18 protein-coding genes and 1 pseudogene are annotated in these 24,791 nt (G+C 69.0%); 7 read left to right on the plus strand and 12 right to left on the minus strand.

The annotated features are described in order from the left end of the window. Positions 1–19: 19 nt before the first annotated feature. The 5 genes from JHD82_RS03780 to JHD82_RS03800 all read right to left on the minus strand — a co-directional run bounded on the left by JHD82_RS03780 (position 20) and on the right by JHD82_RS03800 (position 8,892). Positions 20–1,489, minus strand: coding sequence for an efflux transporter outer membrane subunit (locus JHD82_RS03780; protein ID WP_043820876.1), 1,470 nt, complete (start codon positions 1,487–1,489; stop codon positions 20–22). Next, on the minus strand, positions 1,486–4,683 hold the full coding sequence (locus JHD82_RS03785; protein ID WP_199135470.1) for an efflux RND transporter permease subunit: 3,198 nt from the start codon (positions 4,681–4,683) through the stop codon (positions 1,486–1,488). Before JHD82_RS03785 ends, JHD82_RS03780 begins: the two co-directional genes overlap by 4 nt. 18 nt (positions 4,684–4,701) lie before the next feature. Then, on the minus strand, positions 4,702–6,069 hold the full coding sequence (locus tag JHD82_RS03790; RefSeq protein ID WP_199135471.1) for an efflux RND transporter periplasmic adaptor subunit: 1,368 nt from the start codon (positions 6,067–6,069) through the stop codon (positions 4,702–4,704). A gap of 166 nt (positions 6,070–6,235) precedes the next feature. Beyond that, the gene (locus JHD82_RS03795) at positions 6,236–7,660 is read right to left on the minus strand and encodes an MFS transporter (RefSeq protein WP_034392786.1); all 1,425 of its coding nucleotides are present in this window, start codon (positions 7,658–7,660) and stop codon (positions 6,236–6,238) included. After that, positions 7,657–8,892 (minus strand): multidrug effflux MFS transporter, encoded by a 1,236-nt coding sequence (locus JHD82_RS03800; protein ID WP_043781775.1) that lies wholly within the window; start codon positions 8,890–8,892, stop codon positions 7,657–7,659. Before JHD82_RS03800 ends, JHD82_RS03795 begins: the two co-directional genes overlap by 4 nt. A gap of 478 nt (positions 8,893–9,370) precedes the next feature. On the opposite strand from JHD82_RS03800, the pseudogene JHD82_RS29845 reads away from it, so the two are divergent. Beyond that, positions 9,371–9,694 (plus strand): annotated as a pseudogene (locus tag JHD82_RS29845) (DUF1566 domain-containing protein); the annotation flags it as partial. Positions 9,695–9,843: 149 nt separating this feature from the next. Here JHD82_RS29845 and JHD82_RS03810 read toward each other — a convergent pair. The 5 genes from JHD82_RS03810 to JHD82_RS03830 all read right to left on the minus strand — a co-directional run bounded on the left by JHD82_RS03810 (position 9,844) and on the right by JHD82_RS03830 (position 14,082). After that, positions 9,844–10,749: an SDR family oxidoreductase gene (locus JHD82_RS03810; protein WP_013802724.1), complete on the minus strand. Its 906-nt coding sequence runs from the start codon at positions 10,747–10,749 to the stop codon at positions 9,844–9,846. 28 nt (positions 10,750–10,777) lie between these two features. Continuing rightward, complete coding sequence (locus tag JHD82_RS03815) at positions 10,778–11,794, minus strand: NADP-dependent oxidoreductase (protein ID WP_013802725.1); 1,017 nt, start codon at positions 11,792–11,794, stop codon at positions 10,778–10,780. A 98-nt stretch (positions 11,795–11,892) separates the two neighbouring features. Then, on the minus strand, positions 11,893–12,315 hold the full coding sequence (locus JHD82_RS03820; protein WP_016446794.1) for a PaaI family thioesterase: 423 nt from the start codon (positions 12,313–12,315) through the stop codon (positions 11,893–11,895). A 118-nt stretch (positions 12,316–12,433) separates the two neighbouring features. Further along, the gene (locus JHD82_RS03825) at positions 12,434–13,225 is read right to left on the minus strand and encodes an SDR family oxidoreductase (RefSeq protein ID WP_199135472.1); all 792 of its coding nucleotides are present in this window, start codon (positions 13,223–13,225) and stop codon (positions 12,434–12,436) included. 137 nt (positions 13,226–13,362) lie between these two features. After that, complete coding sequence (locus JHD82_RS03830) at positions 13,363–14,082, minus strand: methylated-DNA--[protein]-cysteine S-methyltransferase (RefSeq protein ID WP_199135473.1); 720 nt, start codon at positions 14,080–14,082, stop codon at positions 13,363–13,365. A gap of 164 nt (positions 14,083–14,246) precedes the next feature. On the opposite strand from JHD82_RS03830, the gene JHD82_RS03835 reads away from it, so the two are divergent. Together JHD82_RS03835 and JHD82_RS03840 are read left to right on the plus strand one after the other, a co-directional pair. Continuing rightward, complete coding sequence (locus tag JHD82_RS03835) at positions 14,247–14,561, plus strand: hypothetical protein (RefSeq protein WP_013802728.1); 315 nt, start codon at positions 14,247–14,249, stop codon at positions 14,559–14,561. A 176-nt stretch (positions 14,562–14,737) separates the two neighbouring features. Continuing rightward, positions 14,738–15,697 (plus strand): class I SAM-dependent methyltransferase, encoded by a 960-nt coding sequence (locus tag JHD82_RS03840; RefSeq protein WP_199135474.1) that lies wholly within the window; start codon positions 14,738–14,740, stop codon positions 15,695–15,697. Here JHD82_RS03840 and eno read toward each other — a convergent pair. Then, positions 15,652–16,977, minus strand: a complete 1,326-nt coding sequence (gene eno / locus JHD82_RS03845; RefSeq protein ID WP_199135475.1) for a phosphopyruvate hydratase — start codon at positions 16,975–16,977, stop codon at positions 15,652–15,654. The genes JHD82_RS03840 and eno overlap by 46 nt on opposite strands. Positions 16,978–17,081: 104 nt before the next feature. On the opposite strand from eno, the gene JHD82_RS03850 reads away from it, so the two are divergent. Then, positions 17,082–17,999 carry a LysR substrate-binding domain-containing protein gene (locus tag JHD82_RS03850; protein ID WP_199135476.1) on the plus strand — a complete coding sequence of 306 codons (918 nt, stop codon included), beginning with the start codon at positions 17,082–17,084 and terminating at the stop codon, positions 17,997–17,999. Between the two features lie 10 nt (positions 18,000–18,009). On the opposite strand, the gene JHD82_RS03855 is transcribed toward JHD82_RS03850, so the two are convergent. Then, positions 18,010–19,176: a helix-turn-helix domain-containing protein gene (locus tag JHD82_RS03855; protein ID WP_233174608.1), complete on the minus strand. Its 1,167-nt coding sequence runs from the start codon at positions 19,174–19,176 to the stop codon at positions 18,010–18,012. Positions 19,177–19,301: 125 nt separating this feature from the next. Between JHD82_RS03855 and JHD82_RS03860 the strand changes: the two genes are divergently transcribed. The 3 genes from JHD82_RS03860 (at position 19,302) to JHD82_RS03870 (ending at position 24,773) form a co-directional block, all read left to right on the plus strand. Beyond that, a complete protein-coding gene (locus JHD82_RS03860) occupies positions 19,302–21,503 on the plus strand; it encodes a TonB-dependent receptor domain-containing protein (protein WP_199135478.1) in 2,202 nt (733 codons plus the stop codon). A gap of 142 nt (positions 21,504–21,645) precedes the next feature. Continuing rightward, positions 21,646–23,769: a PQQ-dependent dehydrogenase, methanol/ethanol family gene (locus JHD82_RS03865; RefSeq protein WP_199135479.1), complete on the plus strand. Its 2,124-nt coding sequence runs from the start codon at positions 21,646–21,648 to the stop codon at positions 23,767–23,769. Between the two features lie 122 nt (positions 23,770–23,891). Continuing rightward, positions 23,892–24,773 (plus strand): transporter, encoded by an 882-nt coding sequence (locus tag JHD82_RS03870; RefSeq protein WP_199135480.1) that lies wholly within the window; start codon positions 23,892–23,894, stop codon positions 24,771–24,773. Positions 24,774–24,791 lie beyond the last annotated feature (18 nt).

Here is a 24,791-nt window from a genome sequence, read left to right on the forward strand (position 1 = left end):
CGCAATACACCGCCCGCGCTCAGGAATTCGCCGGTGCCGAGGCGGACGACGCCTGCACCTGCTCGCCGCCCAGCACCTTCCACAGCGTGACGCGGTTGAGCTGCTCGGACAGGCGCAGTCCGATCAGGGTCTGCTGGGCCGTGTAGAGGCTGCGCTGCGCATCCAGCACGGTGAGGTAGTTGTCCACGCCGGCCTTGAAGCGGGCCTCCGACAGGTCGAAGGCCTTTTGCGTGGCGGCGACCATGCTGGTCTGGGCGGCCAGGCGCTCGTCCCACTGCGCGCGGTCGGCCAGCACGTCGGCGGTTTCGCGGAAGGCCGTCTGCACGGCCTTCTCGTACTGGGCGATGGCGATGCGCTGGTTGGCCTCGGCCACCTGCACGCCCGCACGGTTGCGGCCACCGTCGAAGATGGGCAGGCGCACCAGGGGGATGAAGCTCCAGGTGCTGCTGCTGCCGCCAAAGAGGCCATCGAGCTCGCGGCTGCCCGATCCCACGCTGGCCGTGAGGCTGATGGTGGGGAACATGGCAGCGCGTGCGGCGCCGATGTTGGCCTCCATGGCGCGCAGGTTGTTCTCGGCGGCCTGGATGTCGGGGCGCACCAGCAGCACGCTGGAGGGCAAGGGCGCCGGCACGGGCTGCAGCGCGGCCGCGGGCCGGGCATCGGCGCGCAGCGTGGCGGCGCCGGGCAGCAGGGCCTCGGGCAGCGGGCCGCCCACCAGCAATTGCAGGGCATTGCGGTCACGCTCCACCTGGGAGGTGAAGCTGGCCACGTCGCCGCGCGCCGTGTCCACCGTGGTCTGGTTCTGTGCCAGCACCAGGCCCGATGTGGAGCCAATCTCGTGCATGCGCCGCGTCAGCTCGTAGGCCTTCTCGCGGCTGGCCAGGGTGTCGCGCGCCAGTTGCAGGCGGGCCTGGTCGGCCGCCAGCGTGAGCCAGCCGTTGGCCACGTCGGCCACCAGGCCGATCTGCACATTGCGCCGGTTCTGCTCGCTTTGCAGGAACTGCTGCAGCGCGGCCTCGCTGAGGTTGCGCACGCGGCCCCACAGGTCGATCTCATAGCTGGCAAAGCCCAGTTGGGCCGTGTACTGGGTGCTGACCGAGGCCGCCTGGGTGGCGCTGGTCATGCCGGCGGCTGTGCGCGCACGGCTGGCCTGGGCCTGGGCGGTGACGCTGGGCAGCAGGTCGGCGCGCGTGATGCCGTACTGGGCACGCGCGCGCTCGATGCTTTCCACGGCCACGCGCAGGTCGCGGTTGTTGGCCAGGGCCAGCGCAATGACCTCGCGCAGCTGCTGGGACTGCACCCAGCCCAGCGCGGCGGCGGCCTGCAGGCTGGCCTCGTCGGCCTGGGCCGGCGTTGCGGCCGTGCTGCCCACGGTATCGGGCACGGGCATGTCGGGCGTGCGGTGCTGCGGCGCGAGGTTGCAGCCTGTCAGCAGCGCCGCCAGCGCCGCCGCTGCGGCCAGTGCGGAGACATTCGTTGGGCGCCTCATGCTGCGCTCTCCTTTGCGGTATGCGGTGAATCAGGTGAGCCGGCAGTGGGCTGGGGCGCGTCGTCCTCGGTGCGCGAATGGCTCTTGAACCAGCTGCGGATCAGCAGGAAGAACACGGGCACCAGGAAGATGCCCAGCACCGTGGATGCCAGCATGCCGCCGAGCACGGCCGTGCCGATGGCATTGCGCCCGCCCGCGCCGGCACCCGTGCCGATGGCCAGCGGAATGACGCCGAAGCCGAAGGCCAGCGAGGTCATCAAGATGGGACGCAGGCGCAGGCGCACGGCCGAGACCACCGCGTCGAAGATGCTCTTGCCCTGCTCCTGCAGCTGCACCGCGAATTCCACGATCAGGATGGCGTTCTTGGACGCCAGGCCCACCGTGGTCAACAGGCCCACCTGGAAGTACACGTCGTTGGTCAGCCCGCGCGTGTAGGTGGCGGCCAGCGCGCCCACCACGCCCAGCGGCACGGCCAGCATCACCGACAGCGGCACGGTCCAGCTTTCGTACAGCGCCGCCAGGCACAGGAACACGAAGAGGATGGAGATGGCGTACAGCAGCGGCGCCTGGGCGCCGGACTGGCGCTCCTGCAGCGAGGCGCCGGTCCACTCGTAGCCTATGCCGGCCGGCAGGGTGCGCAGGATGTCCTCCACGATCTGCATGGCCGTTCCGGAACTGACGCCGGAGGCGGCGCGGCCTTCCATTTCGTAGGCCGGGTTGCCGTTGTAGCGCATGAGCTGGGGCGAGCCGTAGGCCCAGTAGCTGCTGGAGAACGAACTGAACGGCACCATCTCGCCCTTGGCGTTGCGCACCGTCCATTTGGCGATGTCCTGGGGCAGCATGCGGTGCGGCGCATCGCCCTGGATGTAGACGCGCTTGACGCGCTCGTTGTTCAGGAAGTCGTTGACATAGGTGCCGCCCATGGCGCTGGACAGCACGCTGTTGATGTCGGTGTACGACAGGCCCAGTGCGGCGGCCTTGCGGTCGTCGATATCCAGGCGCAGCTCGCTGGCGTCTTCCAGGTTGGTCATGCGCAGATTGGTGAGCTCGGGGCGCTTGCGGGCCTCGGTCAGGAATTTCTCCTTGGCCTCCAGCAGCACCTGGTGGCCCAGGCCGTTCATGTCCTTGATCATGAAGTTGAAGCCCGAGCTGGAGCCCAGGCCGCGCACGGCCGGCGGCAGCACGACCAGCACGCGCGCATCGCGGATGGAGGACAGGTCTTTGGTCGCGCGGTGCGCGATCTCGGAGGCTGACTGGCCGGGCAGCGGACGCTCCTCCCAGGTCTTCAGCCGCACGAAGGCGCGTGCCGAGGCCTGGTCGCCGTTCAGGCCCGAGACCTGGTAGAAGCTCACCACGTCGGGCTGCTTGGCAAAGTAGTCGCGCACCTCGTCGAGCACGCCCTGCAGCCGCGTATCGGCCGCGCCCGAAGGCAGGTTGATGTTGACGAAGACGAAGCCCTGGTCCTCGTCCGGCAGGAAGGAAGTGGGCAGGCGCGCCATCAGCAGCCAGACCACGCCGCAGACGGCCAGGAAGATCAGCATCATGCGCTTGGCGCGGCGCAGCGAGTAGGCCACCGTGCCCTGGTAGCGCGCAGCCGTGGCGTCGAAATGGTGGTTGAACCAGCGAAAGAACCGGTCATTCACCCCCAGGATGCCGCTGCGGATGGGGCGGTCATGCCCTGCCCCGCCCGCCGCGGGCGGCTTGAGCAGCGTGGCGCACAGCGCAGGCGTCAGCGTCAGCGCCACGAACACCGACAGCGCCATGGCCGCGACGATGGTGATGGAGAACTGCCGGTAGATCACGCCCGTGGAGCCGCCGAAGAACGCCATGGGCACGAACACGGCCGACAGCGTCACGCCGATGCCCACCAGGGCCGGCGTGATCTCGCGCATGGACTGGCGCGTGGCCTGCTTGGGCGACATGCCCGTCTCGTGCATCACGCGCTCGACGTTCTCCACCACGACGATGGCATCGTCCACCAGCAGGCCGATGGCCAGCACCATGGCGAACATGGTCAGCGTATTGATCGAGTACCCGGCCAGCGACAGCACGCCGAAGGTGCCCAGCAGCACCACGGGCACGGCGATGGCGGGGATCATCGTGGCGCGGAAGTTCTGCAGGAAGATGAACATCACGATGACCACGAGGATCATGGCCTCGCCCAGCGCGCTGACCACTTCCTTGATGGAGGCGCGCACGAAGGGCGTGGAGTCCGAGCTGACGAAGTAGTCGATCTCGTTGGGGAAGAACGGCTTGAGCTCGGCCAGCTTGGCGGCGATGGTGTCGGCCACCTTCATGGCATTGGCGCCATCGGCCAGCACGATGCCCATGCCGGCGCCGGGCAGTCCGTTGAGCTTGGCCTTGATGGTCAGGTTGTCGGCGCCCAGCTCCACGCGGGCCACGTCCTTCATGAGCACCACCGAGCCGTCCAGCGAGGACTTGAGCACGATATCTTCGAACTGCTCCACCGTCTTGAGCTTGGTGCGCGCCGTGATGGTGGCGTTGAGCTGCTGGTCGGAGACGGCGGGCAGCGCGCCCAGCTGGCCGGCCGAGACCTGGGCGTTCTGCGAGTTCAGCGCATTGACCAGGTCCGACGGCATCAGCGCGTACTTCTCCATCTTGGCCGGGTCCATCCAGATGCGCATCGCATAGTTGGTGCCGAAGACGTTGACATCGCCCACGCCGTCGAGGCGGCCGATCACATCGACCAGGTTGCTGGTCAGGTAGTCGCCGATGTCGACCGCGGTCATGGCCGGGTCCTTGGAGAAGAAGCTGTAGGTGACCAGGAAGTCCTGGCCGCCCTTGTTCACGAACACGCCCCGGCTCTTGACGGCGTCGGGCAGGCGGTTGACGGCGGACTGCAGCTTGTTTTGCACCTGCACCTGGGCCACGTCGATGTTGGTGCCCGGCGCAAAGGTCAGCGTGGTGCGCGCACGGCCCGAGGCGTCGGACGTGGAGCTCATGTAGAGCATGTTGTCGATGCCCTTGAGCTGCTGCTCGATGATCTGGGTCACCGAGTTCTCGACCGTCTCGGCCGAGGCGCCCGTGTACTGCGCGCCGATGGTCACGCGCGGCGGCGCGATGTCGGGGTATTGCTCCAGCGGCAGGGTGAAGATGGACAGCGCGCCGCCCAGCATGATGACGATGGCGATGACCCACGCGAAGATGGGCCGGTTGATGAAGAACTGAGCCATGTGACGGGTTCCTGCGGCTTAGCCGGCGGCCGGAGCAGGAGCCGCTGCCGGTGCTGGTGCAGGAGCTGTAGCAGGCGCCTTGTCCGCCGCGCCAGGTGCTGCCGGCCCGTCGGCCGGCTTGCCCTTGCGGGCCTGGGCCTTGGCGCGCAGGTCCACCTCCACGGCGCGCACCTTGTCGCCGGGCTTGATGCGCTGGAAGCCATCGACCACCACGCGTTCGCCGGCCGACAGGCCGTCCTGCAGCAGCCACATATTGCCCACGGCGCGGTCGATGTTCACGGGCCGGCGCTCGATCACGTCGTCAGCCTTGGCCACCAGCACGCTGGCCTTGCCGGTCAGGTCGCGCGTCACCGACTGCTGGGGCACCAGCAGCGCCTCGGGCGCAAGGCCCGTGGGCAGCAGCGCCTGCACATACATGCCCGGCATGAGAACGCCCTGCGGGTTGGGCACCACGGCGCGCAGCGTCACGCTGCCCGTGGTGGCATTGACGATCACGCCGGCAAACTGCAGCTTGCCCTGGTGGCTGTAGTCCGTGCCATCGTCCAGGCGGATGCGCACGGCCACCTTGTCGCCCTCCACCTTCTGGAAGCGCCCGGCATCCCAGTCGCGCTTGAGCTGCAGCAGCTCGCTGGTGGACTGGGTGAAGTCCACATACATGGGGTCCAGCTGCACGATGGAGGTCAGCGCCTCGGTCTGGTTGGCGGTGACCAGCGCGCCCGGCGTCACGGTGGACAGGCTGATGCGCCCGCTGATGGGCGCCTCGATGCGGCTGTACTTGAGGTTGATGCGCGCGGTCTCCAGATTGGCCTTGGCCACGGCCACGTCAGAGCGCGACTGGGCGGCAGCGGCCTGGCTTTCCTCGAAGGCCTGCTGGCTGATGGCATCGATCTTGACCAGCTCGGCGTTGCGCCGCGCCGTGGCCTCCAGCGTGCGGGCGCTGGCCTCGGACTTGGCCAGCGCCGCCTGGGCGCTGGCCTCGGTGGCGCGCAGCGAGGCCGCGTCGATCTGGTAGAGCTGCTGGCCCTGGCGCACCAGGGCGCCCTCGGTGAACAAGCGCTTTTGCACGATGCCCGATACCTGGGGCCGCACCTCGGCGGTCAGCGAGGCGCGCGTGCGGCCCGGCAGCGTGGCGTCCAGCTGCTGGCTCTGCTTTTGCAGCGTGACCACGCCCACCTCGGGCGCGGCCTTGGCCGTGGCGGCAGGTGCGGCATCCTTCTTGGAGCAGGCCGCAAGGCTCGCGGCCAGCGCCAGTGCGCACAGCACGGCGGTGCCGATGCGCCGGCCGCCGGCCGGCGAGACGGAAGCTTGTACGTGCCCTGCGCCGGGCTGGGAATCGGAAGGCGCCGTAAGGCGCGGGCTCGGCGAAAAGGGCACGTCAAAAATCATGGGAGCAGCGAAGTCGTTGGGGGCATCGCACGATTGTGCAGTGCCCATATTTCTTGTTTGTAAAGCGGATGGCATGCCACCGAAATCTCCTGGCAAGTCCATCCAGGATGATGCATGTGTCGGAGCGCGCCGACACATGCAAGTTCAATGCCATTTACGGGCCAGTTCAGTGCTTAGGCACAGGCGCCGTGCGCACGCGCAGCAGGCTGAACACGCCCGCCATGGCCGCAAAGCAGCCCGCCACGGCCAGGGCCACGATTTCGGCATGGCCGCCATGCCCGCCCGCGAAGGTGAAGATGGTGGCCAGCACCACGGCGCCCAGGGTCTGCCCCGTGAGCCGCGCCGAACTCAGCATGCCGCCGGCCGCGCCGCTGCGCGCCAGGGGCGCCGTGGTCACGATGGTGTGGTTGTTGGGCGACTGGTACAGCGCAAAGCCGCTGCCGGCCAGCAGCATGCGCCAGACCATGTCCACGGTCGAAGGCGCATCGGGCATGGCCGCCAGCGCCCACAGCCCGCAGGCGAACATGGCCATGCCGATGCCGCCCAGCAGCCCGTCCGCATAGCGGCCGATGAGCCGGCCCGCGATGGGCGCCGTCAGCACCGTGGCCAGCGGCCAGGCCGTGATCAGCAGCCCGGCCTCGATGGGCGACATGCCGTGCGACTCCAGCAGCAGGAACGGCAGCGCCAGGTAGGCCAGCATCTGCGCGCAAAAGGCGCTGACCGATCCGCACATGGACAGCGCAAACACCGGAATGCGCAGCAGGTCCACCGGCAGCAGCGGCGCGGGCAGGCGCCACTGGCGGCGCACATACCAGGCGCCCACCAGCAGGCCCGCGCCCAGCAGCCACCAGCCCGAAGGCAGGGAAGAATCGGCACCGCCGGCGCGCACGCCCAGCTGCTCGCCGCCCAGGAAGATCAGGCTGAACATGAGGATGTTGAGCAGCACATCCAGCGGCGACAGCCGCGCACCTGCATGGCCGGCCACGGCATTGGCAGGCAGCGCGCGGCGCCCCAGCCACAGCGTGAACAGGCCCAGCGGCAGATTGGCCGCAAACAGCCAGGGCCAGCTGGCCACCGACAGAATCGCCGCCGCCACCGAGGGCCCGGCCATGGATGCCGTGGCCACCACCAGCGAATTCACGGCCATGCCCCGCCCCAGCAGGGCACGCGGATAGATCAGCCGCACCAGGGCGGCGTTGACGCTCATCACGCCCGCAGCGCCCAGGCCCTGCAGCGCACGCGCTGCCACCAGCGTGGGCAGCGACGTGGCCAGCATGGCCGCCAGCGAGGCCACGGAAAACACCAGCATGCCCACCAGGTACACACGTCGGTAGCCCAGGCGTTCGCCCAGGGCCGCCAGCGGCAGCAGCAGCACCAGGCTGGCAAGCTGGTAGGAATTGACCACCCACAGCGTATGGGCCGAGCTGGCCTGCAGCTCGCGCGCCATGGCAGGCAGTGCCAGATTGACCAGGGTGCTGTCCAGCACCGACAGCGTCAGCCCCAGGATGATGACCAGCATCGCCTGGCCGCGAGGGCCTGACGGAAGTCCATCGTGGACAGGCGCAGCCTCTGCCGCGGGTGCCAGACTCATGAATGGCCCTTTGCGCCCACGCGATGGGCACGCGCACCGCCCAGCGTGATCCAGGCCAGGGCCACACCGATCAGCGCGCCCGTGGCCATGCCCACCACCATGGGCAGGGGCTTGCCCGTGGAGAACAGCCCTACGATCTGCATGGCCGCAGCGCCCGACAGCATCTGCAGCGTGCCCAGCAGCGCCGAGGCCGTGCCGGCAATGGCGCCGTGCTCCTCCAGCGCCAGCACCGAGGTCGTCGGTATCACCAGCCCCATCAGCGCGCTGGCCACGAAGTACAGGCCGATCAGCACGGCCAGCCGTTCACCGCCCAGCAGGTAGTAGGCCAGCAGCGACAGCATCACCAGGCCCGAGCCGGTGGCCGCCACCTTGACCACGCGCACCAGCCCGAAGCGCTGGCCCAGCCAGCCCGTGAACTGCGCCGCGCCGATGAAGGCGATGGCGTTCAGCCCGAAGGCCAGGCTGTACTGGGTGGAGCTCAGCCCGTAGTAATTGATCAGCACAAAGGGGGAGCCAGCCAGGTAGACGAAAAAGCCCGCCATGGCGCAGCCGCCGATGAAGACCAGGCCCAGGTAATGCCAGTCGCGCAACAGCACGCCGTAGGCACGCAGTGCGCCGGCCACGCTGCTGTCCAGCCGCGCGGCGGCCCCGCGCGTTTCCTTCAGGCCCATGAACACGGCCACCAGGCCGATCACGGCCGCCACGGCCACGGCCCAGAACACGCCGCGCCAGCTGCTCACGGCGATCACGCCGCTGCCGGCCAGCGGCGCCAGGATGGGAGAGACGCTGAACACCAGCATCAGCAGCGACATCATGCGGGCCGCCGCGTGGCCGGTGTGCAGGTCGCGCACCACGGCGCGCGGCACGGCCATCCCGGCGGCCGCGCCCAGGCCCTGGATGAAGCGCAGCACCACCAGCGTCTCGATGCTGGTGGCCATGGCGCAGCCCACGCTGGCCAGCGCGAACACGGTCAGGCCGAAGTACAGCGGCGGCTTGCGCCCCACCATGTCCGAGACCGGCCCGTACAGCAGCTGGCCCACGCCCAGCGAGAGGAAGAAGGCCGTCAGGCTGGCCTGCACCGCGCCCACCTGGGCACCCAGGCTGCTGCCGATCTGGGGCAGCGCGGGCAGGTACATGTCGATGGCAAACGGGCCGATGGCCGAGAGCAGGCCCAGGATCAGCACCAGGCGCAGTGTGTGGGAATCAGGGGAAGCGGGAGAAGAGGAAGGCATAGACGCAGACATAGACGCGCCATTGTGGCGGCAAGCGCGCGGGGCTGCAGGAGGCTGCTCACATTTCCTGCCCATGCAGCCCCGCGCACCTGGCGGTGGCGGCTTGCCGTGGCACAAATTCAGAAGCCCGCAATCCTGTTACGCTCTGAAACGAGATCGCCACCCGAGAGGCCAACCCACCTTTTCATCGCTGCAACTGCCATCGCCATCGCCACTGCAACACACCATGCGCCCATCCCTGCCTTCCTTTCCACCGGCCCTGAATGCATTGCCAGGGCCCCTGCTCGCCGCCCTGCTGCTGGGTGTCTGCACGCTGGGTTCTGCCCAGGCAGCGCAGCGAGAGACACAGCAGGAGACGCAGCAGGAGGCACAGCGCGGCCCCAGGCCCGGCGCCGCTCCTGTGCTGGAAGTATCCGAAGACGGCCGCGACGTGATCGACCGGCGCGCCCGCCTGCTGTGGCCGCGCTGCGTGGAAGGCATGCAGTGGAATGGCAAGACCTGCACGGGCCTGCCTGAGCTGTTCACGCACAAGCAGGCGCAGGCCCTGGCCGCCGAGCGGGCCAAGCAGGACGGCGTGCGCTGGCGCCTGCCGCGCGTCAACGAGATGCGCCGGCTGATCTCGCGCGATATACGGCCGCAAGGCCTGTCGCCCGAGCTGTTCCCGGGCGCACCACGCGGCTGGCACTGGACGGGCACGGCAGCGGTGAACGCGCGGCCCGTCAATCCCTACAACTACAGCAACATCTCGGGCAGCGCCGGTACGCAGCTGTCGGCCCAGCAGGCCTGGGCGATTGACCTCGACAGCCTGGAGACGCGGCCCGACATGGGGCGCGGCAACCAGCTCATGGTGCGGCTGGTGCGGCCCCTGCCCTCCGCGCCGCCCGATGAAAAGGCCGAGGCTCCCGCCAGGCCGGCCCCCACAGGCCGGACCCCGACGAGGAGAACTGACGCTCAGGCCGCGCGCAGCGAGGCCTTGAGGCTCGCGCCCAGTTCGGGCTTGTGCGCGAACGGATCGGTGGGATTGCGCCCTTGCACCACATCTTCCATGCGGGTCTGGACCGAGCCCAGCGCCTGCGGATGGCTGTAGATGTAGAACTGGTTGGCCGCAATGGCGTCGAAGACCTTCTGCGCCACATCGGGGGCCGTGACCTTGCCCGAGCCCACGGCCTTCTCGCTCATGGCCTGGCCGATCTTCTGGCTGGCAGTCAGCGGCTGGGCGGCCAGATGGCTGGGCCGGTTGCGCTCGCTGTGGCTGATGCCCGTGGGCACGAAGAAGGGGCACAGCACGCTGGCGCTGATCTGGTCGGAGACCAGGGCCAGGTCCTGGTACAGCGTCTCGGTCAGGCTCACCACCGCATGCTTGCTGACGTTGTAGATGCCCATGTTGGGAGGCGCCAGCAGGCCGGCCATGCTGGCCGTGTTGACGATGTGGCCCTCGAAGGACGGGTCGGCCTTGGCCGCCTCCAGCATCATGGGCGTGAACAGCCGCACGCCGTGGATCACGCCCCAGAGGTTGACGCCCAGCACCCACTGCCAATCTTCCAGCGTGTTCTCCCAAACCAGCCCGCCCGCGCCCACGCCTGCGTTGTTGAACACGAAGTGCGGCGCGCCGAACTGCTGGCGCACCTCATCGGCCAGGGCCTGCATCTGGGCTGCGTCGGACACATCCACGCGGCGTGCCAGCACGCGCACGCCCTGCCCTTCGAACTCGGCGGCAGCCCTGTCCAGCGCCTCCTGCTGCACATCGACCAGCACCAGGTTCATGCCCAGCTTCGCGCCTATGCGCGCGCACTCCAGGCCGAAACCCGAGCCCGCGCCCGTCAGCACGGCCGTCTTGCCCTTGAAGTTCTTGATCATTCCCTTGTCTCCTGGTTTTTGTGGTGGTTCAGATCAATTTGACGAGTTGCTTTCCGAAGTTCTTGCCCTTGAGCAAGCCCAGGAAGGCCGAGGGTGCGGAGGCAATGCCTTCGGCAATGCTCTCGCGCGGGCGCAGCTTGCCGGTGCCCACCAGGCGGCCCAGTTCCTGCAGCGCCTCGGGCCAGACTTCCATGTGCTCGCTGACGATGAAGCCTTCGATGCGGATGCGGTTGATCAGGATGAGCGCGGGATTGGTCATGGGCAGCGGCGTGCCGTCGTAGCCGGCGATCATTCCGCACAGCGCGATGCGAGCAAAGGCGTTGGTGCGCAGCAGCACGGCGTCGAGGATGTAGCCGCCCACGTTCTCGAAGTAGCCGTCGATGCCCTGCGGGCAGGCGTCCTTGAGCGCCTTGGCCATGGTCTTGGTGTCGGGGTGCTCGCGGTAGTCGATGCAGGCGTCGAAGCCCAGCTCCTCGGTGGCGTAGCGGCACTTCTCGGGTCCGCCCGCAATGCCCACCACGCGGCAGCCGCGTGCCTTGGCCAGGGCCGCGAAGGCGCTGCCCACGGCGCCCGTGGCGGCGCTGACCACCACGGTCTCGCCGGCCTTGGGGGCAATGATCTTGACCAGGCCGTACCAGGCCGTCACGCCGGGCATGCCCACGGCGCCCAGGTAGTGCGACAGCGGCACGTGGGTGGTGTCCACCTTGCGCAGCATGCCGGGCGCATCGCCATCGACCACGCTGTATTCCTGCCAGCCGCCCATGCCCACGACCTTGTCGCCAACCGCAAATTTGGGATGGCGGCTTTCCACCACCTCGCCCACGGTGCCGCCGATCATCACCTCGCCCAGCGGCTGCGGCTGGGCGTAGCTCTTGCTGTCATTCATGCGGCCGCGCATGTAGGGGTCCAGGCTCAGGTAGTGGTGGCGCACCAGCACCTGGCCTTCGGCCAGCGCGGGGGTCTCGGTCTTGGCAAGGCGGAAATTGCTTTCCACGGCTTCGCCCTCGGGGCGGTTGTCGAGCAGGATCTGCTGGTTCACGGGCATGGGAAAACCTCCGGTGGCATCACAAACAATGGAACCAGTTCCCGGTGCTGCCGGGGCTGGCGTGTGGCATTGGGTATCTGGCGAATTCGCCGTGCGGATCAGTCCGTGGCGAGGGTTGTCTCGGCGGCGGCCGGCTTGGCCACGCGCGGCATGTACTTGAACGTTCCGGTCGCATGGCTGCACAGCCGGCCCGAGGCATCGAACACGCGCGCCTCGGTATAGGCCATGGAACGCGTGCGGTGAAGCACCACGCCCTTGGCCACCAGGGGGCCGCGCGCCGGCTGCATGAAGCTGGTCTTCATCTCGATGGTCACGCAGCCCATGTCGCGCTGCAGGCTGCGTGCGGCCACGGCCATGGTCACGTCCAGCAGAGTCATGGTGGCGCCGCCATGGGTCACGTCAAAGGTGTTCAGGTGCTCGGGACGCGCCTCGAAGCGCAGTTCGGACTCCCCGTCCTCCATGCGGTGCAGGGTGAAACCCAGGTGGTCGACGAAGGGGATGGGGTGGCCAAAATCCAGCACGAAATTCTCCAGTTCAGATCGCAATGCAGGCGAGCATAAGGGCGCCCGAAGGCACCATGGCGCGCGGCGGCCCGATCTGCGGGAAAAACTGTCACCTCGGCAGCAGCGCCGCTGCGGCTCAACCGCCCACCAGGGCGCTGACGCCGCCGTCCACGGCCACCCACTGGCCCGTGATGTGCTTGCCCGCGTCGCTGGCGTACAGCAGGGTCAGGCCCTTGAGGTCCTCGTCGTCTCCCAGGCGGCGCAGCGGGGCGTGGGATTTCATTTCATCCTCGCCCAGGGTCTCGATCAGCACGCTGGCCATCTTGGTCTTGAAAAAGCCCGGGCAGATGGCGTTGACGTTGATGCCGTGCACGCCCCACTCGCCGGCCAGCGCGCGCGTGAAGTTGATGACCGCGCCCTTGGAGGTGTTGTAGGCAATGGTCTTCATGCCCAGCGGGTTGCCGCCCAGCCCTGCGATGGAGGCCAGGTTGATGATGCGCCCGGTCTTGCGCGGGATCATGCTGCGCCGCGCGATCTGCTGGCTCAGCAGGAAGTAGCCGCGCACGTTGAGGTTCATCACCTTGTCCCAGGCGGCCACCGGGTGCTCCTCGGCCGGCGCGCCCCAGCTGGCGCCCGCGTTGTTGATGAGGATGTCCACCTGGCCCAGGCGCTCCAGGGTCTCGGTGGCCAGGCGCTCGATGTCGGCCTCGTTGGCGCAGTCGGCGGCGATCCAGCGGGCGTCGATGCCTGCGGCCTGCAGCTCGGCAGCGGCTTCCTCCAGGTCGGCGGCCTTGCGCGAACTCAGCATGATCCTGGCGCCCGCCTCGCCCAGCGCATGGGCCATCTGCAGGCCCAGGCCGCGCGAGCCGCCGGTCACCAGGGCCGTCTTGCCGGTGAGGTCGAAAAGTTGCTGCACATTGCGAGTCATTCGTCTGTCTCCTGCGCCGGGTCTTGTGTTCCGGTCATGGTTGGAATGGAGGGCGGCCATCCCCAAGCGGAACAGCCTGCAGCGGCGATTGTGCAAGCCGCCCCGCCGTGCCGCATGTCACATGCGTGTCCGGCCCGTCAATCCCCGAACAGCGAGCGCGTGCCGCCCCAGGCCGCGCCCTCGATCTCCAGCATGCGCAGCTTGGTCAGCGCGCCGCCGCCGCCCGAAAAACCGCCCGGCTGTGCGCCGGCAGCCAGCACGCGGTGGCAGGGAATCACGGGCGCAAAAGGGTTGAGGCCCAGCGCCTGCCCCACGGCGCGCGAAAGGCCCACCTCGCCCAACTCGCGCGCGATCTCGCCATAGGTGCGCGTATGGCCGGGCGCAATGGCGCGCGTCAGGTCATAGACGCGGCGGTGAAAGTCCGACACGCCGTGCCAGTCCAGCGCCAGCCCGGCCAGATCCGGCAGTGCCTCGCCTGCGGGCAGCATGCGCCGTGATCGCAGATCGGGCAGCACCGGGCCGTCACGCAACTGCTGTGCGCTGGGCGCGAGAGGCTCCACAGTCCATTCGCCATGGCCCGCCATGAGCACCTGCACGCCGGCGATGGCCTGTGCCACGCTCACCGGCAGGTCCTCGGCCCGCGCCGCTGCGGCGTAGCTGCCCGGTCTGCGCAATTGCACGCCGCGCAGCATGCGCGTGCGCGTGGCGGCCGGGCCGCCCACCTCGGGCAACTGAAAGGCCACCAGGCCGCAGGCGCCCCAGGCCACGCCGCAGGGCCCCACGCGCGTGGCAAACAGCGCATGGCCCGTGGCTTCGGGGTCCCAGGCCGGGCTGCCCGTGGTCGATTCGTTCTTCATGGCGATGGTTTTCTCCTTGCAGGCGATTGTGGCCGCATGACTGCAGCCGCTGCCCGGCAGCGACCCCACCGGGATAACACTGTAAAAAAACACCGGAAAAATACTGGATGTGCAGCCAGTTAATACTGTATATTTCGCCAGTCATCATCCTCACCTCGTGAACCATGGACATGCAAGAAGCCGCCTTCACCGTCACCTTGTGTGACTACCCCAACCTGCCCGAGCAGGAACGCAACAAGGCCGAGGCACGCTATGCCCGCGTGCTCGAACGCCAGCTCGGCAGCGCCGAGCAGGTCAGTGAAACCCTGTACCTGGTAGAGGGCCTGGAAGACACGCCCCCTGAAGAAATCAGCGACGACGCCAAGCTCGCCTTCGCCCGCTGGATGAAGGCTGCGCGCGCCGCCACCGAGGCCGGCATGCAGGGCCTGGGCGACGGCGAATGCAGTTTCTTCGAGGTGCGGCGCGGCTGGCGGCATTGAGCCTGCCCGCAGCACGGCTGAATGGGGCCTGAAACCAGGTTTGCCCGGGTTTGCCTGGGCTGGGCCCCAAACTGCATACACTGGCAGACCTTTTCGTCGCCCCCTGCCTGGAACCATACGGTCCCATACGGTTCCACCCGGCACACCCGGCGCCCCTGCCAGATCCAGCCTCTCCCATGCAAGCCCTGCTCGACGCCATCGCCCGGATGGCCCTGCCCTCCGACGCCCAACGCATCTTCCACGGCCGTGGCGGCCTGTACCCGGGCTGCGAGCATCTGGTGCTCGACGCCTTCCCGCCCGTGCTGGTGCTCACCAGCTTCCAGCCGCTGGACGATGACGCCCTGGCCGCCATCGGCACAGCGCTGTCACTGCGCTGGCGCGAACTGGCACCGGACCAGCCCCCGAACTGGGTCTACCAGCTGCGCCAGCCCGCCGCGCCCGCCGAGACACGGCTCATGGCCGGCGAGGTGCCTGACCCCCACATCGTCACCGAGGCCGGCACGCGCTACCGCGTGCAGGTGCTGCGCGGCCAGAACCACGGCCTGTTCCTGGACATGGCCGAAGGCCGGCGCTGGGTGCACGCGCATGTGGCCAACCATCCCGAGCACCGCCACGGCATCAAGGTGCTCAACCTCTTCGCCTATACCTGCGCCTTTTCGGTGGTGGCCCTGCAGGCCGGGGCGCGCCACGTGATGAACATGGACATGGCCCAGGGCGCGCTGGCCACGGGCCAGCAGAACCACCGGCTCAACGATCTGTCGGGCGCCAGTTTCCTGGCCCACGACATCTTCAGCAGCTGGGGCAAGATCACGCGCGGCGGGCCCTACCACCTGATCGTGGTGGACCCGCCCAGCTACCAGAAGGGCAGCTTCGTCGCCACCAAGGACTATGCCCGCCTGATGCGCCGCCTGCCCGACCTGCTGCGCCCAGGCGGCCATGTGCTGCTGTGCCTGAACGCGCCGGAGATGGGCACGCAGTTCCTGACATCGCAGATGCAGGAAGTGGCGCCCGAGCTGGAGTTCGTCGAGCGCCTGGCCAACCCGGCCACCTTCGCCGACATCGACGCCGAGCGCAGTCTCAAGGTGCTGGTCTACAGGGCGCCCGCAACACCCGCAGCGGCCGACACGGCTTCCTGACCCGCCCGGCCCTTGAGCGCGCGGCGCCCCGCATAGACGGCGGCCGGGCCCAGTTCGCGCTCGATGCGCAGCAGCCGGTTGTACTTGGCCGTGCGGTCGGCGCGCGACAGCGAGCCGGTCTTGATCATGGCGCACTGGGCCGCCACGGCCAGGTCGGCAATGCTGGTGTCCTCGGTCTCGCCCGAGCGGTGCGACATCACCACGCCGTAGCCTGCGCCATGCGCCAGGCGCAGCACGTCCCAGGTCTCGGTCAGCGTGCCGATCTGATTGATCTTGACCAGGATGGCGTTGCCCACACCCCGGGCAATGCCGCCCTCGAACAGGCCGGGGTTCGTGCAGAACACATCGTCGCCCACCAGCTGGCAGCGTCCGCCCAGGCGCTGGCCCAGGGCCTGCCAGCCCTCGATATCGTCCTCGGCCATGCCGTCCTCGATGGAGACGATGGGGTAGTGCTCCACCAGTTGCGCCAGGTAGTCCACCTGCTGCTGGCGGCTGCGCACCAGGCCCTCGCCCGCGTAGCGGTAGCCATCCTCGCCATGGAATTCGCTGGCGGCCGGGTCCAGGGCCAGGGCGATGTCCCTGCCGGGGCGCAGGCCGGCGCGCTCGATGGCGGCCATCAGGTGGTCCAGCGCCTCGGGCGCGCTGCGCAGGGCGGGCGCAAAGCCGCCCTCGTCGCCCACGTTGACGCTGTGGCCTGCGGCCTTGAGCGCATGGCGCAGCGTGTGAAAGACCTCGGCGCCCATGCGCAGCGCCTCTCCGAAGCTGTCCGCCCCCACCGGCACCAGCATGAACTCCTGGAAGTCCAGCGGATTGTCGGCATGGGCGCCGCCGTTGATGACATTGATCATGGGCACGGGCAGCACGCGCGCCTGGGCGCCGCCCATGTGCCGCCACAGCGGCATGCGCTGGCTGGCCGCCGCCGCGCGGGCCACGGCCAGCGACACGCCCAGCAGCGCGTTGGCGCCCAGCCGGCTTTTGCCGGGCGTGCCGTCCAGCGCCATCATGGCCGTGTCGATGCGGCCCTGGGCGTCTGCCTGCATGCCGCGCAGCAGATCGCGCAGCTCGGTGTTGACGGCCTGCACCGCCCCCAGCACGCCCTTGCCCAGATGGCGCGAGGCATCGCCGTCGCGCCGCTCCAGCGCCTCGTGCCGCCCCGTGGAGGCGCCCGAGGGCACCAGGGCCAGACCGCGCGCGCCGTCCGCCAGCTCGACCTCGACCTCCACGGTGGGGTGGCCCCGGCTGTCCAGCGCCTCATGGGCAGCGATATCGGTGATCTGCATGGAAACTCCTTTTAGTCAATAAATTGAACTATTCAAAGAGCTGGCAAGCCTGCACAACTCCAATGAACAGGCCTCCATGCTAGAAATCACGGCGATGCGGGACAATGCAGTTTTTCTGCCCATGCGTCAGCTTTTCTGACGAATTGATTGCCATGAGACAACTGCCACCGCTGGCCGCCCTGCGCGCCTTCGAGGCCATTGCCCGCACCGGCTCGGTGACACGCGCGGCCGAGGAACTGTGCCGCAGCCACGGTGCCATCAGCCGCCACCTGCGCCTGCTGCAGGAGCACGCAGGCGCGGCGCTGTTCGAGAAAGAAGGCACGGGCCTGCGCCTGACCGAGGCGGGTGCCGCCTTCCATGCCTCGGTGCGCACGGCCTTCGACCAGCTGGAGGCCGCCTATGCCCAGCTGGCGCGCGACGCCCAGGCGCCGGGGCTGCATGTGGCCTGCAGCGCCACCTTTGCCATGCGCTGGCTGGTGCCGCAGCTGGCGGTGTTCTACCGCAGCCACCCGCATATCCGCATCCGCCTGTCCATGACCTCGGCGCGCGAGATGCGCCACGAGGGTGCCGACCTGATCATTGCCTGGGACCTGTCCACCTACGCCGAGGCCGACCGCCGCCGCGCCATCGAACTGGCGCCCGTGCACTTCGGCGCCGTCTGCACGCCGGCCTATGCCCGGCGCCGGCCCGCCAACCGCGCGCGCATTGCACATGAGTACACGGCCAGCGCCTGGAACCAGTGGGAAGCCCTCACGGGCCAGCCCGTGGCCCTGGGCGAGACGCTGGCGTTCCCCCACACCCACCTGTGCATAGAGGCGGCACTGTCGGGCCTGGGCGTTGCCCTGGTGGAGCAGCGGCTGATCGCACGCGAGCTCAAGGAGGGGCTGCTGGTGGCGCCCCATGGTTTCGTGCCCTTCGAGGGCGGCCTGCGCGCCGTGCCCGCTGCAGGGCGCACGCTGCCGACCCAGGCGGGGGTCTTCATCGAATGGATGCGCGGCGCGCTGGCCGCCGTGCCGGCATAGGCCAGACGGCCTAGGCCCTGCCCCATTTGCGCAGGCGCCGGTACAGCAGCCCGCGCGAGACGCCCAGCATGCGGGCGGCCTGCGAGATATTGCCCTGGCAGCGGGCCAGGGCCTGCTCGATCAGCTCGCGGCTGGCCTCGCCCAGGGAAGACGGTGCCTCGGACGGCGCCTCGGCGGGCGGCGGCAGGGCCTCGATGGCCGGCAGCACCTCCTCGATCTGGGAGGATGCCTCATCCAGCCTCGCCTCCATCCACAGCGTCAGCCCCGTGGGCAGCATCTGCGGGCGCGCCTGGCCGTGGTGGGCCAGCTCCAGCAACTGGTTCAGGCCCAGGCCGAAGACTTCCTCTGCCGCCAGCCCCTCGGCGGGCCGGCGCGGGCTGTCGAACAACTGGGCACCCACGCCGTTGAACCAGCGCACCATGCCTTCGCCATCCACGGCGGCCAGCCCTTCCAGCGGCGTGCCGAACATGCTGCGGCTGGACTGGAAGCGCAGCAGCAGGTGCATGCGGGCGGCGCCCACCAGCAGCCGGTTCTCGATGCAGGTGGCGTACATGTGGGCCATGGCGCCCGCATCGAAGCGAAAGGGACCCGCCTCGCTGCTCAGGTCCAGCATGGCCACGGTGCGCCCGCTGGCGTCACGCACGGGCGCGGCCGCGCAGTGCAGCGAGGCCAGGCAGCGAAAGAAATGCTCGCCGCCACGCACATGGCAGACCTCGCCCGTGCGCACGGCCACGCCGGGTGCGCCCGTACCCACGGCATCCTCGGCAATGTTCACGCCCACGCGCGCAGCCGTCAGCAGCAGCGGGCCGTCGCCCGGCGTGGGGCGCGAGGCGATCAGCACCACGCCCTCGCTGCAGGTGAGCATGGCGCGCGCCTGGCTGCCCGCGATCACGGTCTCGAGTTCGGCGATGGGGTCGCGCGCCGCCTCGATCAGCGCGCGGTTGTGGGTCAGCAAGGTGGCCGTGCGGATCTTGCTGACCGGGTCGAAGCTGATCTTTTCGTCGGGGCTGCGGCTGGCGCCCAGGCAGCGCGTCCAGGACTGCAGCACGGGCTCGGACACCAGGCCCGAGGGGCGCTCGCCACGCTCGAAATAGCGCTCGCGCGCCAGCGCCACCCGGTCCTGGCGCGTGGCATAGAAGGGGTTGGAGGGCAGTGGGGCGGAAGGCGGCTGTTGCATGACGGACATCAAAACTGCCGCGATTGTTGTTCCGCCACGGCACAGGACAGCACTAGGGAAATCACCCGTGTTGGAACGGATTGCCGGGCTCGGTAACCTCGGGCATCGCCACAGGCCCGCCCGCAATGACACGCTCCCCCCACAGCACGAGACACACCCTGCCCACCCTGGGCGCCGCACTGGCCTGTACGCTGCACGCCCTGCCCGCCCACGCGGCGGACGCAGCACAGGACTCCAGCGAGGCCCTGCTCGCACCCGTGGTCATCACGGCCAGCCAGCCCGGCGCCGGCCCCGACCTGTGGCGCGCCACCGCCGCCATCGACAGCGTGGAAGGCGCCGTGCTGCGAGACGGGCAGATGCAGATCAACCTGTCCGAGAGCCTGGCGCGCGTGCCGGGCCTGGTGGTGCTGAACCGCCAGAACTTCGCTCAGGACCTGCAGATCTCGGTGCGCGGCTTCGGTGCGCGCTCCACCTTTGGCGTGCGCGGGCTGCGCCTGTACGTGGACGGCATTCCGGCAGGCGCGCCCGACGGCCAGGGCCAGGCCGCCAACTTCACGCTGGGCAACGCCGCGCGCCTGGACGTGGTGCGCGGCCCGGCCGCCGTGCTCTACGGCAACAGCGCAGGCGGTGCACTGCTGCTGTACACCGAAGATGGCGAGGAACCCGGCCTGTGGCGCAGCGGCATGGCCGTGGGGCCGGACGGGCTGTGGCGCCTGTCCACCCAGCTGCGCGGCACGATCGGTGGCGGAAAGCCGGACCAGGCGGATGGCGGCTCCGCCCCATGGCGCTATGCCATCCACATCGAGCGCTTCGCCACCGACGGCATGCGCCCCCAATCGGCCGCCGACCGCAGCACGGCCCACATGAAGCTGTCACGCAAACAGGGCGACGACCAGTGGCTGCTGCAGTACCAGGAGCAGCGCGTCAGCGCCCAGGACCCGCTGGGCCTGACACGCGCCGAGTTCGAGGCCAACCCCGGCCAGACCACGGCCAGCGCGCTGCGCTTCAATACGCGCAAAAGCGTGCGCCAGCGCCAGCTGGGCGCCGCCTGGCAGCACCAGTTCGGCGCGGGCCAGCGCCTGGAACTCATGGCCTATGCGGGTACGCGCTCCGTGCTGCAGTACCAGTCCATTCCCGTGGCGACGCAGGCGCCGCCCTCGCATTCAGGCGGCGTGATCGACCTGGACCGCGACTACGCAGGCATGAACCTGCGCTGGCGCAGCACCCATGAGGACGTGGCCGGCGGCCGGCTGGACTGGTCGGCGGGCCTGGCCTACGACTGGCAGGGCGAGACCCGGCGCGGCTACGAGAACTTCATCGGCAGCCAGCTCGGCGTGCAGGGCCGGCTGCGCCGCGACGAACGCAACCAGGCGCGCTCCGCCGACCCCTATCTGCAGGCCGAGTGGAGCACGCAGAGCCTGGGCCTGAGCGCCGGCCTGCGCCAGGCGCGCGTGCGCTACCGCTCCGAGGACCACTACATCGCAGCCGGCAATGGCGACGACAGCGGCAGCATGGCCTGGCGCGGTTGGCTGCCCTCGCTGGGCCTGCGCGTGAACCTGCTGCCGGACCTGGTGGCGCACGCATCGGTGGGCCGGGGCATGGAAACGCCCACGCTCAACGAAGTGGCCTACCGGCCCGGTGGCCAAAATGGCATGAACAGCGGCCTGAACACCGGCCTGGCCGCCAGCGCCCACAACACCGTCGAGGTCGGCCTGCGCGGGCGCCATGGCAACGCGGGCTGGAACCTCACGCTGTTCGAGACCCATACCCAGCGCGAACTCACCGTGCTGTCCAACACGGGCGGGCGCGCCACCTACCAGAACGCAGGCCGCACGCTGCGCCGGGGGCTGGAATTCTCGGGCAACGCCCAATGGGGACGGCTCACGGCCAGCACCGCCCTGACCCTGCTGCAGGCCCGCTACCGCGACAGCTTCCTGACCTGCGAGGCCACGCCCTGCACCACGCCCACCGCCCCGGTGGATGCCGGCGCGCGCCTGGCCGGCACCGCGCCGCGCCGCCTGTGGAGCGAGCTGGCCTGGCAACTGTCGCCGCAATGGACCTGGACCGTGGACATGCTGCACAGCGGCCCCGTGGCCGTGAACGACCGCAACACCGACCGCGCGGCCGGCTACACCGTCTGGGGCTCCAGCCTGCGCTGGTCACGGCAATGGCAGCAGTGGAGCGCCCAGACCTTTGTGCGCCTGGACAACCTGTTCGACCGGCGCTATGCGGGGTCGGTCATCGTCAACGAGGGCAACCAGCGGTTCTTCGAGCCGGGTGCGGGACGCGGGCTGTCGGCCGGGGTCACGGTCAGCCGGACGTTCTGAGCTGTTCCACGGCGGTACAGATCCGCCCCCGGGTAAATCCGAATGTTGTGACCCGAGGTCGCTTTTTTTATCGTCTCCCACATGGTGCCCTTGCCCCCAGCACCATGCACGCAAAAACAAACCACACAGGAGACGAGACAACATGAAGACCCACGTGCTTTCCTCCACGCTGCTGGCCGCCGGCCTGGTGCTGGCCCTGCCGGGCGCCGCGCTGGCGCAGGCTGGCCTGCCAAGCAAAGGCTCGCCCGAGCACATACGCGCCGTCACCTCGCGCATCGACTCGCAGAGCATCCGCGACAACGCGCGCAGCTCCAAGGATTGGCCCAGCTACGGCATGGACTACAGCGAGACACGCTTTTCCAAACTCAGGCAGCTGGACACGGCCAATGTGAAGCGGCTGGGCCTGGTCTGGTCGTATGACCTGGAATCCACGCGCGGCGTGGAGTCCACGCCCGTGGTGGTCGATGGAATCATGTACGTCACGGCCAGCTGGAGCGTGGTGCATGCGGTGGACGTGCGCACCGGCAAGCGCCTGTGGAGCTACGACCCCGGCGTGGACCGCGCCAACGGCTTCAAGGGCTGCTGCGACGTGGTCAACCGGGGCGTGGCGGTCTACAAGGGCAAGGTGTATGTGGGCGCCTTCGATGGCCGCCTGGTGGCGCTGGACGCGGCCACGGGCCAGAAGGTCTGGGAGCAGGACACCATCATCGACCGCGCCTTCTCGTACACCATCACGGGCGCGCCGCGCGTCATCAAGGGCAAGGTGCTGATCGGCAACGGCGGCGCCGAGTACGGCGTGCGCGGCTATGTCACGGCCTATGACGCCGAGACCGGCGCGCAGCAATGGCGCTGGTTCACCGTGCCAGGCGATCCGTCCAAGCCGTTCGAGAACGAGGCCATGGCCCGCGCCGCCAAGACCTGGGACCCGGCCGGCAAGTGGTGGGAGGCCGGTGGCGGCGGCACGGCCTGGGACACCATGGCCTATGACCCCGAGCTCAACCTCATGTACATCGGCACGGGCAACGGCTCGCCCTGGGCGCAAGCCAAGCGCAGCCCGGCCGGAGGCGACAACCTGTACCTGGCCAGCATCGTGGCGCTGAACCCCGATACGGGCGAGTACGTCTGGCACTACCAGGAAACGCCGGGCGACAGCTGGGACTTCACCTCCACCCAGCCGATGGTGCTGGCCGACATCAAGGTGGGCGGCAAGCCGCGCAAGGTCATCCTGCATGCGCCCAAGAACGGCTTCTTCTTCGTCATCGACCGCACCAACGGCCAGTTCATCTCGGCCAAGAACTTCGTCGATGTGAACTGGGCCAGCGGCTACGACGCCAAGGGCCGGCCCATCGAGACGCCGATTGCGCGCAGCGGCGACCGCGCGCGCGACGTGATCCCCAGCCCCTTCGGCGCGCACAACTGGCATTCCATGTCCTACAGCCCCGATACGGGCCTGGCCTACCTGCCGGCCCAGCATGTGCCGCTGACCCTGCAGGACAACAAGAACTGGAAGTTCAACGGCGGCTCCCTGCCCGAGCCGCACAGCAACATCGGCTGGAACACGGCCACGCTGATCAACATGGAGCCGCCCAAGAGCACGCCCTTCGGCCGCCTGATCGCCTGGGACCCGGTGGCGCAGAAGGAGCGCTGGCGTGTGGAGCATGCCTCGCCCTGGAACGGCGGCACGCTGGCCACGGCGGGCAACCTGGTGTTCCAGGGCACGGCCGACGGCCGCTTCGTCGCCTATGACGCGCGCAACGGCAAGAAGCTCTGGGAAAAGCCCACGGGCACGGGCGTGGTGGCCGCACCCATCACCTATGAGGTCGATGGCCGGCAGTACGTCTCCATCGCCGTAGGCTGGGGCGGCGTCTACGGCCTGGCCGCGCGCCACACCGAGCGCAAGGGCCCGGGCACGGTCTACACCTTCGCGCTGGACGGCAAGGCCGAGGCGCCTGCCTTCGTCGCCTACCAGCAGGGCAAGCTGCTGCAGGGCGTGCCCTGCGACAAGAGCCTGGTGGCCGAAGGCACGGCCCTGTACGTCAGCAACTGCGCCTTCTGCCACGGCGTGCCCGGCGTGGACCGCGGCGGCAACCTGCCCAACCTGGGCTACCTGGACCCGGCCTACATCGAGCACCTGGACAAGTTCATCTTCAAGGGCCCGGCCATGTCGCGCGGCATGCCGGACTTCACGGGCAAGCTGAGCATGGACGACGTGGAAAAGATCAAGGCCTTCATCCAGGGCACGGCCGACGCGGTGCGGCCCAAGTAAGCGGCTCCCGCCCCGCTTCCTCTCTCTCCCCCACAACCCCCACAGGCACCTCCCCGGCCCTGCTGTCCTGCAGCAGGCCTGGGCAGGGCTTAGCCTGAAAACACCGGACCGGACTCTTCGCCATGCCATCCAAGCCCTTCACCCGCGCATCCCTGGCCCTGGCAGCCATGGCCGCATGCGCCACCTTCAATGCCCACGCCGTCGATATCGACGCGGGCGACTACACCGCCCTGCCGCCCGGCACCACGCTGGGCATGGTCTATTACCAGCACGCCACGCGGGACAGCCTCTATGCCAATGGCGACCAGGCGCCCATACGGCCGAGGCTGACCTCGGACATCGGCATTGCGCGTGGCGTGCACTTCATGAAGCTGGGCGACTACGTGATCGACCCGCAGTTCCTGCTGCCCTTCGGGCGCCTGTCGGCCTCGCGCGATATCGCGGCCATGGGCAGCAATACCGGCGTGGGCGACCTGATGCTGGCCGCCACCCTGTGGCTGACGAAGCCCGGCGACAAGGAGCACTTCGGCATCACCCCCTTTGTCTGGCTGCCCACGGGCCAGTACAACCGCAACGACCCGCTGAGCCTGGGCGAGAACCGCTGGAAGGCGGCCCTGCAGGCCGGCTGGATCAAGCCGCTGGGCAAGAGCGTGACCATGGACCTGGCGGCCGATGTCACCGTCTTCGGCAAGAACGACGACTTCGGCGCCCACAGCGCCACGCTCAAGCAAAAGGCGCAGTTCCAGTTCCAGGGCCTGCTGCGCTACCACCTGTCGGACACATCGGACCTGCGCCTGGGCCTGTCGCACCTGACGGGCGGCGAGACCCAGGTCAACGGCGTGTCGCAAGGCGACCGCCAGTCCACCACCAAGGTCTCTTTCGGCGGCGCGGTCTTTGTCGCGCCCAAGACGCAGCTGCTGGCCACCGTGGGCCGCGACCTGCATGTGCGCCAGGGCTTCAAGGAGAACGCCCGCATCAACCTTCGTCTACTGCAAGTGTTCTGACCCCCGGCCCCCCAACCT

The sequence above is a fragment of the Delftia sp. ASV31 genome (genome assembly GCF_016428765.1).
In the GTDB taxonomy this organism is placed as follows: domain Bacteria; phylum Pseudomonadota; class Gammaproteobacteria; order Burkholderiales; family Burkholderiaceae_C; genus Comamonas; species Comamonas acidovorans.